Source organism: Mesorhizobium sp. M0340 (assembly GCF_040321535.1).
Lineage (GTDB): Bacteria > Pseudomonadota > Alphaproteobacteria > Rhizobiales > Rhizobiaceae > Mesorhizobium.
The window spans coordinates 45201-57602 of sequence record NZ_JAMYRR010000025.1 but is presented as its reverse complement, the minus strand read 5'-3'; the positions used below and the strand labels follow the sequence as shown (position 1 = coordinate 57602).

Annotated in this window: 12 protein-coding genes and 1 pseudogene; 8 read left to right on the top strand and 5 right to left on the bottom strand. The window is 56.7% G+C overall.

The features are described from left to right. The first annotated feature begins 34 nt into the window (after nucleotides 1–34). From trbL to NKI79_RS27085, 8 genes are all read left to right on the top strand, one after another. The gene (gene trbL / locus NKI79_RS27120) at nucleotides 35–1357 is read left to right on the top strand and encodes a P-type conjugative transfer protein TrbL (protein ID WP_352805922.1); all 1323 of its coding nucleotides are present in this window, start codon (nucleotides 35–37) and stop codon (nucleotides 1355–1357) included. Further along, a complete protein-coding gene (gene trbF, locus NKI79_RS27115; protein WP_352805920.1) occupies nucleotides 1358–2089 on the top strand; it encodes a conjugal transfer protein TrbF in 732 nt (243 codons plus the stop codon). Next, entirely contained in the window at nucleotides 2079–3107 is a 1029-nt protein-coding gene (gene trbG, locus NKI79_RS27110) for a P-type conjugative transfer protein TrbG (protein ID WP_352805918.1), read from the top strand. The genes trbF and trbG overlap by 11 nt, the downstream gene beginning before the upstream one ends. Before the next feature lie 9 nt (nucleotides 3108–3116). Then, nucleotides 3117–4334: a TraB/TrbI/VirB10 family type IV secretion system protein gene (locus tag NKI79_RS27105; protein ID WP_352805916.1), complete on the top strand. Its 1218-nt coding sequence runs from the start codon at nucleotides 3117–3119 to the stop codon at nucleotides 4332–4334. An 11-nt stretch (nucleotides 4335–4345) separates the two neighbouring features. Further along, nucleotides 4346–4618 (top strand): DUF2274 domain-containing protein, encoded by a 273-nt coding sequence (locus NKI79_RS27100; protein WP_352517831.1) that lies wholly within the window; start codon nucleotides 4346–4348, stop codon nucleotides 4616–4618. 451 nt (nucleotides 4619–5069) lie between these two features. After that, nucleotides 5070–6284, top strand: a complete 1215-nt coding sequence (locus NKI79_RS27095; RefSeq protein WP_352805913.1) for a hypothetical protein — start codon at nucleotides 5070–5072, stop codon at nucleotides 6282–6284. Then, a complete protein-coding gene (locus NKI79_RS27090; protein ID WP_352805910.1) occupies nucleotides 6281–6727 on the top strand; it encodes a three component ABC system middle component in 447 nt (148 codons plus the stop codon). The genes NKI79_RS27095 and NKI79_RS27090 overlap by 4 nt, the downstream gene beginning before the upstream one ends. After that, on the top strand, nucleotides 6724–8583 hold the full coding sequence (locus NKI79_RS27085; RefSeq protein ID WP_352805907.1) for a DUF3732 domain-containing protein: 1860 nt from the start codon (nucleotides 6724–6726) through the stop codon (nucleotides 8581–8583). The genes NKI79_RS27090 and NKI79_RS27085 overlap by 4 nt, the downstream gene beginning before the upstream one ends. A gap of 116 nt (nucleotides 8584–8699) precedes the next feature. On the opposite strand, the gene NKI79_RS27080 is transcribed toward NKI79_RS27085, so the two are convergent. From NKI79_RS27080 to NKI79_RS27060, 5 genes and pseudogenes are all read right to left on the bottom strand, one after another. Continuing rightward, nucleotides 8700–9104 (bottom strand): transposase, encoded by a 405-nt coding sequence (locus NKI79_RS27080; protein WP_352805904.1) that lies wholly within the window; start codon nucleotides 9102–9104, stop codon nucleotides 8700–8702. Continuing rightward, nucleotides 9007–9351, bottom strand: a pseudogene (locus NKI79_RS27075) (transposase); the annotation flags it as partial. The gene NKI79_RS27080 and the pseudogene NKI79_RS27075, both read right to left, overlap by 98 nt. Nucleotides 9352–9405: 54 nt before the next feature. After that, entirely contained in the window at nucleotides 9406–10200 is a 795-nt protein-coding gene (locus tag NKI79_RS27070) for an IS110 family transposase (protein ID WP_352805902.1), read from the bottom strand. Nucleotides 10201–10369: 169 nt separating this feature from the next. Continuing rightward, on the bottom strand, nucleotides 10370–11182 hold the full coding sequence (locus tag NKI79_RS27065) for a hypothetical protein (protein WP_352805901.1): 813 nt from the start codon (nucleotides 11180–11182) through the stop codon (nucleotides 10370–10372). Nucleotides 11183–11193: 11 nt separating this feature from the next. After that, on the bottom strand, nucleotides 11194–12330 hold the full coding sequence (locus NKI79_RS27060; protein WP_352805956.1) for a branched-chain amino acid ABC transporter substrate-binding protein: 1137 nt from the start codon (nucleotides 12328–12330) through the stop codon (nucleotides 11194–11196). Between the last annotated feature and the right edge of the window lie 72 nt (nucleotides 12331–12402).

Genomic DNA, 12402 nt, shown 5'->3' with positions numbered 1-12402 from the left:
AGCAGTTCTTCAAGACAACGAGGAAGGCGGCGACATGAATGACCTCGGCGTCATTGATCGCTTCATGGAGACTTTTACCCGCTATATTGATAGCGGGTTCGGTCTGCTTTCGGGCGACGTCGCCTTTCTCACCACCATCCTGATCGGCATCGACATCACGCTGGCAGGCCTGGTCTGGGCGTTCGGCGGCGAGCCCAATGTTCTTGGCCGGCTTGTCCGAAAAGTGCTCTATGTCGGCGCCTTCGCCTTCATCCTGAACAATTTTAAGAACCTCGCCGACATCATCTACCATTCCTTTGCCGGGCTCGGCATCAACGCATCGGCCGGCAATCTGTCCGCCGACAGTCTCCTGCGGCCAGGCCGCATTGCCGCGGCCGGCTTCGAGGGCGCCTGGCCGCTGCTCAATCAAGCGAGCCAGCTAGTCGGCTTCCCCGAGATCTTTGGCAACGCGCTGACCATCTTCGTGCTGCTTCTCGCCTGGTTCCTGGTCCTCATCGCCTTCTTCATTCTTTCAATTCAGCTCTTCATCACCATCCTGGAGTTCAAGCTCACCACGTTGGCCGGTTTTGTTCTGGTGCCCTTCGCGCTCTGGAACCGCTCGGCGTTTCTGGCCGAGCGCGTGCTCGGCAACGTCATCTCGTCGGGCATCAAGGTGATGGTGCTTGCCGTCATTGTAGGAATTGGCTCGACACTCTTCGGCGAATTCGCTTCCGCCCTGCAGGGCAAGGAGCCGGACTTGGCCGCGGCCATGTCTCAGGTGCTGGGTGCGCTGGCGCTGCTTGGGCTCGGCATTTTCGGGCCGGGAATTGCCTCGGGCCTTGTCTCCGGCGCACCGCAGCTTGGCGCGGGCGCCGCCCTCGGAACCACCGCGGCCGCCGCCGGTGCATCGCTCGTTGCCGGAGGCGCGGCGTTTGCCGGCGCGCGGATGGCAACCGGCGGCAGTCTCGCCGCAGTCCGCGCCGGCACAACCATGGGATCGGCTGCTTCCACAGCTTGGCAGATGGGGCGTGCAACATCGCCCGAGTCCGGCCTCTCCGGCGTAGCTGCTGGACTGCAGGGCGTTGTCGGCGCAGCTGGCGGCGCCGCGATGCGGGGAATGCGATCTGCCACAGAACCATTCCGGCGCAGCGCTGATGCCGGCCGCGATGCCGCCTGGACCGCGACCGGCGGCACGCCGATCGCATCAATGACCGGAAACCCTGCCGCGTCAGGTGCCAATGCCGCGCCGGCATGGGCGAGGCGCTTGCGTTCCGAACAGACCGCGCGCGCCCATCGCCACGCCGCCACGCAGGCCGTCCGCGATGGCGATCGGGGTGGAAGCGGCGCCAACCCCTCTCTCAACGATAAGGAAGACTAGATGCTCTTCAAGCGACCTGTTCAGCGTTACGGGAAGACGCCCCACCCCGTCACACCATACCAGAAGGCCGCCCAACTTTGGGACGAGCGCATCGGCACTGCGCGCGTGCAGGCAAGGAACTGGCGCCTGATGGCCTTTGGCTGCCTCGCTCTGGCCATCGGGCTCTCTGGTGGACTCTTGTGGCAGTCGATGCAGGGCCGCGTCGTGCCTTATGTTGTCGAGGTCGACCGCTTCGGTGAGACACGGGCTGTCGCGCCGGCAATCCAAACCTACGAGCCCGACGATGCCCAGATTGCCTGGCATCTCGGCCATTTCATCCAGAATGTCCGCTCCGTCTCCACCGATGCGGTGTTGGTGCGGCAGAACTGGCTCTCGGCCTACGACTTTGCCACCGACCGTGCAGCCCTCTTTCTCAACGAGTACGCTAAGGCCAATGATCCGTTCGGCAAGATCGGCACGCGCAGCGTCTCGGTGCAGGTGACGAGCGTGGTTCGAGCGTCCGAGAGCTCCTTTCAAGTCACATGGACCGAGCAGGTCTTTGAGCGCGGCAGCCTCGCCAGCACAACGCGTTGGACCGGGATCCTCACCATTGTGATCCGGCCGCCGAACAATACCGATCAGCTACGCAAAAACCCGCTCGGCGTCTTCATCAATGCCATCGACTGGTCGCGCGAGCTCGACAGTGCCGCGCAGACTTCCGTTCCCCCAAAGGAGTCCGCCAATGATAAATAGACTCTCGTCGCTCCGCACTGCGCTGGTCCTGTCGACGTCGGCTGCGGTCATCTCCGCCTGTGCCTCGAGGCCGGTGCCGCCACCTCAGATTTCCTATGATGCTGCCAAGTTCCAACCGGCGGCAATCGAGAAGGCGCCGGAGAAGCCCGTCAAGGTCGTGGAAGTGCCGACACCGCTGCCGCTGCCCGGCCAGTTGCAGCCCGAGCCGGGCAAGGCTGCTGAAGACAAGCGCTCGCCTGAAGAACGTGTTGCCGATGCCAACAAGGCGGCGACGCAGCAACCCACCAAATATGGCTATGTGAATGCGGTGCAGGTTTACCCTTTTGCCGAAGGCGCGCTCTACCAGCTCTATGCCGCACCGGAGCGCGTCAGCGATATCGCTCTGCAGTCAGGCGAGAAACTCCAATCCGTGTCGGCCGGCGACACAGTGCGCTGGGTAATTGGCGACACCGTCAGTGGCTCCGGCGATGACCAGCGCACCCATGTGCTGGTGAAGCCCTTCGCGCCAGGACTTGCCACCAATCTGGTGATCACCACGGACCGGCGAAGCTATCACCTGCAGCTTCAAAGCACGGATAAGACCGCCATGGCGGCCATCTCCTGGACTTACAGCGAGGACCAGATCATTGCGCTACGCCGGCGCAATGCGCAGGCCGACGCCGCTATGCCAGTGGCGTCGAATGTGGCTCTCGAAAATATTCGCTTCCGCTATTCGATTACCGGCGACATGCCGCCCTGGAGGCCGACGCGCGCGTTCGATGATGGCAGCAAGGTCTACATCGAGTTTCCGCGCCGCATCGATCAGGGCGAGGCCCCGCCGCTCTTCATCGTCGGTGCTGACGGGGACAACCAGCTCGTCAACTACCGCGTACGGGGCAACTATTACATCGTCGATCGCCTCTTCGCCGCGGCCGAACTGCGCCTCGGCGCCAAGCAGCAGCAGGTGGTGCGCATCACGAGGACCGACGGCAGGCAAGCGCCGCGGCGGATATTGCTCTTTTCGCGTTCCAGCAGGTGAGGGACGGCCATGACGGATACTTCCCGCTCCGATGCTCCACCGAAACTCGATCCAGAACAGCTGCAGCTGCGGGCCTCGCCTCGCCGCGCTGTGCGCTTCAAGCGCGGCATTATTGTCGCCATTGCTGCTGTTGGTTCCGGGACCGTTCTAGCCGTCACCATGATGGCGCTGCAAGGACCGGCACTGCGCATCAAAGAGCAGGCTGAAGAGCTTTACAACACCGAGCGGAAGCCAACCGCGGAGGCAATTGAAAGGCTGCCTAAGGACTATTCCGGGATCAAGCCCAAGCCTCCGGTGCTTGGACCACCGCTGCCCGGCGACCTCGGCCGCCCCATCCTTGAGCACCAACGCCAGCTGGGCATCGCGCCGGGCCAGGAGGTTTCGGCGGAGGAGCAGCGCCTTGCACAGCAGGCGGTTGAGGCGCGCGAATCGCAAGTCTTCTTCCGGATCGAAAATCGATCCCGGCAAGCGGATGCCGCCGGCAACGGGCAGGGCGGGCGTCCACCCTTTGAGGCAACGGCTCCACAATCCGATGCCGCACGCGATTCAGCTTCGGTAGCACCGGCCGAGGGCGACCCAAACAATCAACAGCGCAAGCTCGATTTTGTCAGCCAGCGGAACACAAGTGGGATCTACAATCTGCATGCACTGCAGACGCCGGCTTCGCCGTATCAGCTGATGGCCGGCAGCGTCATCGCAGCGAGCCTAATCACTGGCATCAATTCCGACTTGCCCGGCCTCGTCGTCGCACAGGTCACCGAGAATGTGCACGACACAGTCACCGGCAGCACCTTGCTCATTCCGCAAGGCTCTCGCCTGATTGGCACATATGACAGCGTTGTTGCCTTTGGACAAAGGCGCGCGCTGCTGGTCTGGCAACGGATACTGCTGCCCGACGGCTCTTCGATCGAAATCGACAATCTGCCGGCGACGGACACCGCCGGCTATGCCGGGCTTGAGGACAAGGTGGATTTCCACACCTGGCAGCTGATCAAAGGCGTTGCGCTGGCCACGTTGCTAGGGGTCGGCACGGAGCTGAGCCTCGGGGAAGAGGAAAGCGACCTGGTCAAAGCAATCCGCGAATCCGCTCAGCAGAACGTCAGTCGAGCTGGCCAGCGCATCACCGAGAAGAACCTCAATATTCAGCCCACGATTACCGTCCGCCCTGGTTGGCCACTGCGCGTCATCGTGCACAAGGATCTTGTGCTACGGCCGTACCCGAATTGACTGGAGCCATCATGACCAATCTGAAACTCGGCAAACTTCCGGATCGGACCCCTTCGAAGATCACCATAAGCGTAAGTGCAGACCTGAACCAAGCACTGAAGGACTATGCGGCGCTTTATCGTCAGACCTATGGCGAGTCCGAATCGGTAGCGGAACTGATCCCGTTCATGCTGGCAGAGTTCCTGGAAAGCGATCGAGCGTTTGCCAAGGCCAGAAAGGAAGGGCTCCCTGTCGTCGACATGTCAGAGAAATCGCGGCGGCAGGCAATTTCAGGGTCCGAATAAGTGACAGCGACCAGTGAATCCGAGGGGGCACCTTTCTAGGCGGGCAAATGCATTGAAGCAATTTGCCGGCGGCAAGCCGAAACATAGGGCACAATAGACGAGCTGATCTGCCCCGAACCAATGCCGGCTCTGCGCCTTTTATCGGTCATTTCGGACGGTCGGAACCTTCCACTGAAAGCGGACATACTCGCCACCTCCGCACAGGCTGAGTTGGACAGAAAGTTCCAGAGTCCTGCCGGTTCCGGACGGGACGAGATTTATTCAACCGAGCGAGAATCTCCAGATCTTCCTTCTCAAGACCCGAGAAGGCGAAGTCAGCGACAGAATCGGTTAAATTGATACGGATCTTTAGCTCCAAATCCCCTGTTAGTAAATTGAAATAGCGATTGGCAGCTGCTAGGTGTCGGGGTACCAACTTGGGGCGTGTTTTCTCGAATTCTGTTGGTAGGCCATGAGCGGAAGGTCGCGTGTCGATACGACTAGTGCAGAAGATAAATCAATTGGTTTCGACTACCAGTATTATTACTTTCTAAATGAGCTGCTAAATCTGAAAATCGGCCAAGTTGTGGGCTTGGAGGTTTTAGATGACGTTCATATCGAGCGTCCCGACGGCACTAATCTACTTGTCCAGCTGAAGCACACAGTTCAGACGAGCGCACAGGGCGCTCCAATCAACCTTACGACGATGGACAGTGATCTTTGGAAATCGATTTCGAACTGGTGCAAATTGATCATCGACCCGGCGGATGGACGGGCGTCGGCGGATTCTCAGCTTGCCTTTGTTAAAAAGACCAGCTTCCTGCTCGCATCCAACAAGTCAGAAAACGACAAAAACGCCCTTCTGATATCCATTGAAGCCTTCAAAGCTACCACCAAAAGTCATGCTGAGCTTGTCGCTGATATCACGTCGCTCAAGGCGAAAAGCAAAGACCAGGTGATTCAAGGCTACATCGATGACGTGCTCTCACTCGACGCCGTCGTGTCAGAGAGGTTTTTTGAGCACCTGTCGTTCGCTTTGGGGAAGGACGAAATCATCAACCTATGTAGAGCGTCCATCGCCGAGAAGCAGATACACCAATCCCGTATTGACGACGTTTTTCACGCCATCGACTCAGAGGTACGGCAAAATTCGTACGCCACCGTCAAGGCAGGGCAGAAAATCGCGATCAGCTTTGACGAATTCACCCAGAAATACCGACGGCATTTCGATAAAGCTCGGAGCGGCGGTCTGCTTTTCAGGAAATTTCCGCCTGTTTTGCCGGACAATCTCCTCGACCAGACGTTCATCAAGCAATTGGTGGATATCACTGACATCTCGGAGGATAACATTGAGTTTCATACGAAGTTCACCACTAGGCGGCTGCACTTTCGCGATAACATGGAACGACTGATCCAGGACGGGGATATCACCCAATCCGATATTGACGATTTGGAGGAAGAGGCTTCCGTCATGTGGGAAGGCAAGTTCCTCCAGGCCTACTCAGGCCAACAGTCAACTGGTGACGAGGGCGCATCTGCCCGTACGATTGTCGGAGATTTGCGGCAGAGAAAGCTGACGCTTGCTTCGCAGGAGCTTCCGATACCCATGAGCCATGGCGGGTTCTACGATCTCTCTGATCGACCGGTGATTGGCTGGTTGAGCGACTGGAAAGACCGCTACAAGTGAAGTTCAGTTCATATTACAATAATCTCGGGATCAATGCGTTCGCGATCTCCTCTGTGCTGAAAGAAGCGGGATTTCTAAAGATTCCCCAAATTGCGTTGATTTTGCCAGTTGTTGCGCATCGTCAGATGGTAAAAAGACTTGCAGATGGCAGATTCCGCTTTGTCAGTTTTGAGCAGTATCTGATCGACAACATCGAATTCTTCTACAATTTCAATGAGCGATACTTTGCGTCGCTTACTCCGACCGTCAATGCCCTCCAATTTTTGTATGAGATAGGCGTGCTTCAATTGAAGGGCGATGGCGCGGTGATTGCGTCTGATTTATCTTTTGACGCATCGATGGGCAAACGCGCCGAGCGCGTTAAGCGCGCGTCACCAAACATAGCTGCCCTGGTTTCCGGCAATGCTGAAGTTTTCTACCTCAATGCGAGGATCGAGCTATGAAATTCTACATCGAAAGCCTTCACCTGTGGCTCAAGACCGAACAAAGAAGGTCCGTTACGTTCTTGCCGAACAAGGTGAATGTGATCACCGGAGACAGCCACACTGGTAAAACCGCCATCTTGGACATCGTCGATTATTGCATGTTCGCGAGCAAGCATCGGATTTCTGAGAGCATTATCAACGAAAATATCGCCTGGTACGGACTGCGCATTCATGTGAACGATAAAATCTATACGCTGGCGAGACACGCACCGGCAGGAACGACCACATCGTCTGATTACTACTTCTCCTCAATAGGGGAAGTGCCGGACTCCGCCCCAATCCCGAATATCAGCGAAAGCGTTTTGAAAAAGCAATTGAGCGCTGACTTCGGCATCGACCAAGACGTCAAAATTCCCTTTGGCGGGAGAACGCTGCAAACCGGCTCTAGGGTGTCTCTGCGATACTTCCTGCTCTTCAACACGATCTCTCAAGATATAATCACGCATAGCGATCAGTTTTTCGACAAGCAGAACGAGCCTCGCTATCAAGAGGCGTTACCACGCATATTCGACATTGCTGTGGGGATCGACACGGTCGAGAACATACTGAAGCGAGAAAAACGGGCTGAGTTGGAGCGAAGCCTCGCCCGTCTTGAAAAACTGACCGCGAAAACGGAGGAAAAGCGCGATCAGTTTAACGCCCAATTGGCTGAAACCGTCGCGCGGGCGAAGGGGTACGGACTCGTTGCCGACGATACAGACGCAGATGCTTCAGTCGCCGCGTTGAAGCGAAGGGTGACAGAGCGGGAGAGTGGCCCCGATCTGTATGTATCCGCGCAGTATGAGGAAATTTCTTCGCAGATATACCGCGTTTCTCGAAAGATCAGGGGGCTTCGCAAATTCGCTTCGGAGTATGGAAATCATAAGGTGACCCTCAAGGAGACAGCGGATAGCCTCCAGCCCGTTGAATATCTGATGAGGAACTACGAGGAGACGATTCGTACATCCGTATTCGACGACATCCTCAGGAACCTTTCTGAGGGTCTACAGCAGATTAAAGACGCTACTGCTCGAAAGACGCCGTTGGACAGTAACATCTCCGAAATTATCAAGGCATTGGAAACTCAGCGCCAGAAGCTCGAAAAGGACCTTCAAGCCCTTCCCGCCGAGATGGAGAGCTTCGAGACCGACAAAGATAAATATATCTTCATCGGCGAAACGAAAGCCAAGCTTGAGCTGTACGGCGATCCAGAGTCAGAAAAGGCTCCAGACAACAGTCAGTTGATCGCAAACCTGGAAGCTGAAATCGAAGACCTCGCTGTGTCACCTGTCAACGACCGGCAAGAGCTGTTCACCAGGGCCCTTGATGAGGCAATCCAGGAATATATTTCTCTAACGAAGGCAGCGCTCGGGAACTATGGCGAATATCGTTCCGCCTTCAATTACTCGGAAAAGAAGCTTCATCTGCGCAAGCCCAGAACAGCATCGACCGAGAACGTCGGCAGCAGTTCCAACCACATGTTCCTCCACTTGTTTCTGTTCCTTGGTCTGCATGAACTGATCATGGGGAACGACGGCATTCACGTGGCACCGTTTCTGATTATTGATCAGTTCTCTAGGCCCTACTGGGGCGAGGATGATCAGGAGGACGGGGAGGGCGAGAAGGACGTCGACCAGAGCGATGTCGCAAAGGTCAAGTTGGCACTGGAGCTTTTGGACCAGTTCATCACCACGGCAAATGAAATGGGAAAAGAGTTCCAGATGATCGTCTTCGAGCACATAAATCCGCGATATTGGGACGGGCTCAAGAACGTGCACCTAGTTGAAATTTTCCGAGATGGAAACGCTCTGATCCCGGTTTCCAGGCTGGGCTAAGGCGTTTCGGGTGCGAACGTCTGCCAATGTCCGCAATTGATCGATTGTGTTGAAGAAGTCGATGTTCTGATCGGGGCGACTTTCGGACCTTTGAGCTGAATGTCGGCGCTCGGCCCTCAGACCGGCATCGGCTCTGGCATCGGTATCAGTTTTGCGAGTTTGCGAAGGTTTTGGGCTGCGGCGGCGAGATGGAATTCGTCTTTTGCGCCGTTCGGTCCGCGCAAGCGCAAGCGGTCCAGTCTCAAGATGCGCTTGAGGTGTGCAAACAGCATCTCGACCTTCTTACCCGATTGTGCGTCCGGGGCTGTTCCTATCTTACTGCGGGCGTCGGCCAGTTGCCGGCCACAAAGCGTCTGACGGGCATTCCCCTGCCGTGGTCCCGCCTCCGCCCATGCGCGAGATGTGGGCCGTCTCGGCGGGCGATCAGGTGGCGCGCGCCGCCCTTGCGACTGCCCACATGAAGCCGACCAGTTCGCGGGCGATCGCGGTGCAGACGACCGTTGTCTTCTTGCTCCGTGCACTCAGCATGCGGTAGCGGGCTGTCAGGCGGGACTGCGCCTTCCAGGCGATCTCGCGCACCTTCGGTGGCGCCTGCTCCAATCGGTATAGCTTTGCCTTCCCGACCTTGGGCGGATGTCGATAGGTCCAGGCGCTCTCGACCAGCATGTGGCGAACACGGCCGTTGCCTGCCTTTGTGATGCCGCCGCGCCGGACTGTCTCCCCGGTTGAGCGCTCGGCGGGAACGAGACCGAGATATCCGTGGACTTTCGAAGCGGCTGGCGTCGCCGACCTCGGTGACGAACGTCACGGCGACGATCAGGTCTACCCCACGCAATGTCTGAAGCGCCCACACGATCGGCGCCAGCGACCAGGCCGGGACGAACTCTTCGATTGCACGCTCCAGCCGTTCGACCCGTTCTTTCGAGACACGCACCGCCTCAACCATCTCCTGGAGGGCGATCTGATGCGCGGGGTAATCGAACCGCTGTTGTCGATGCCGGCGCAGATAACGCATCGTCCAGCTCTTCTTGCGCGGATAGCTACGGCCTGCTTGAGCATGAATGCGCCGACCTGCTGGCGGTGGACGCGCAGCGTCTCAACTGCCGCAGCTCGGGCTCGGACGAGAGCCCGCATGGACTCGTGCCCTTCATCGGGAACCCAAACCGCCGTCAGCTCGCCGGCCCGCAATAGCCGGGCGAGCGAGATAGCGTCGCGACGGTTCGTCTTTACCCGATCCCCAGGCTTCCTCGGTATCAATGATGGCGCAACCACGGTGCACTCCTGCCCGAGCGACCGGATCAGGCGATAAAGGCCGTACCCCGTCGGCCCAGCTTCGTAGCAGAAATGCACGTGATCAAAGCGGCTGGCGATCCGGCCGATGACCCGCCGCATGCTGGTAGCCGACGCGTCGACCTCGCCGAAGAAGCGAACTTCTCCTTCCCGGCCCACCTCCGCAATCGCAATAGCGTTCTTCAGCTTCGCAACATCGATTCCGACAAATGCTTCTCTATAATCCGCCACGGCTCGTCCTCCTGTGATGAGGATCGGCTCGGCCCGCCCGAGCAACCCTCGGACGCGCAGTGTAGGGCGAGCCACCTCACCGGCAGAGGCGGACATACGGTCTTACGAAAGACAGGCTCGGGACGGGACTGGAGCAATCTTGCGGTTTTCCGACATAAATGAAATTGCTGTTGGTTATGGAAGAACTATTCATAAATTATCCTCAAATTACCTTATCTTCCACGCATTTTTGCCGCAGAATATGACTAATATGAGCGGAGCCGCGTCATTCGCAACTCAATAGATTTATGTCTACCCATCCTTGAGAGATATAGACCGCATAAAGATCGTTATGAGATTGCAATTTGCATATAAGCTTTCGCTCGTTATTTCTGAATAAATTGTCAACTATGCCATCATTTATTAATTTATAGCTTAGCAACAATGAGTACCCATTAATATTCTTGTCTTTCAGCATCTTTTTTGCTTCGCCTATCGAAAGATTATGCGATATATCTTCGTCAACAGGCGAAAATCGTATATTCATACTTTTAACATTGGACTCTTCAACGGAAACCGCTTCTACATTTCCTTCTATAGTCGTTATTGCAGCATTACGGAAGTAATTTCCATCTTCTCTACAAAATACTACCTTTTGGCTTTCATTATAGCTAAGATCAGTCTCCAAGACATTCGTAATCTCATCGTATTTTGTCGAATTTTGAGTGCCAGAAATCGACACCTCGTTTGAGGCCATAAAAATTGCGCTCCTTTCGTTAGATTTTAGCTCAGCGGATATCAAAGTTAATATCCCATTTTTTCCGGACAGCGAATTATTTGCAAAATTAATTTGAATAACCATCTCGCTAAATCTTAGTCCTTTATAGCATCCCTGATGATATAACGTGAGACTAGGAGTGTTTACCACTATTACAGAAGGACCAAAAAGAAATCCATGGAATACAACCATGAAATTTGCTAAAGATAATAAAAGAGAAAGGTATATAGCTACCGCATCACGAGCACTTAGCTTTTGTTTCAGTTCAGCTCGAGGCCGGGGAGACCGTACGGTCAAAAATATATGATTCAGTTTCCCCACGACCAAGGCCTTCAGTGGCAAAAAGGTGGGCAGCGCGGTTTATAGATAGACTTGCCATCGTCACCCTTCTGCCACTCGTATATAACATAATCCGGACGGGTGATGTCGCCCTTGGCGTCATAGCCGATCTCACCGATCGCAGTCTTCCAGGGGCCGGCCGACTTGATGGTCTCGGCTACCTTCTGAGCGTCATCGGCTGAGCCGGTCTTGGTGATGGCGGCCGCGATGATTTCCATCGCTGCGTAGGAGTAGAGGGTATAGGCCTCAGGCTCGAAGCCGGCCGCACGGAACTTCTCGACGAGTTCCTTGGCGTCCGGATTCTTGCGCGGATCCGGAGCGAATGTCATCAGCGTGCCATCGACGGCGTCGCCGGCGATGGAGGCCAATTCGTTCGACACGATGCCGTCGCCGGACATAAAGGTTGCCTTGAGGCCCTGGTCGGCGAGCTGGCGTATGATCAGGCCGGCTTCGGTGTGCAGGCCGCCATAGTAGACGACCGAGACGCCCGCATCCTTCATCTTGGCGATGAGGGCCGAGAAATCCTTGTCGCCGACATTGATGCCTTCATACATGGCCTCAGTCACGCCGTTGGCTGCGAGCGCCTTCTTGGTTTCGTCGGCGAGGCCCTGGCCATAAGGCGTCTTGTCATGGATGACAGCGATCTTGGCATCCTTGAAATTCGCGGCGAGATAGTCGCCAGCGACCTTGCCCTGCTGATCGTCGCGTCCGCAGGTGCGGAAGGTGTTCCACATGCCACGTTCGGTGAACTTCGGATTGGTCGCGGCCGGCGTGATCTCAAGGATGCCGTTCTCGGCGTAGACTTCCGACGCCGGGATCGAGACGCCGGAGTTGAAGTGGCCATCGACGTACTTGACGCCGTCGGCGACGAACTTGTTGGCGACCGAGATGCCTTGCTTGGGATCGGAGACGTCGTCGCCGACTTCAAGCTTGAGCTGCTGGCCAAGAACGCCGCCCGCCGCATTGATATCGGCGACTGCCTGTTCGGCACCCTTCTGAAGCTGGGCACCGAACGCTGCGTTCGGACCGGTGATCGGACCGGCAACGCCGATCAGGATGTCAGCCCACGCGTTGCCGCTGAACGCGACAAGCGCGGTCAGGGCGACGGCGGACAAAAGTGACTTTTCGATAGTACTCATCGCAACTCTCCTCACCAGAGAAAACGTGGGATCACGCTACCATAGCGCAAATTGAACCGCTTG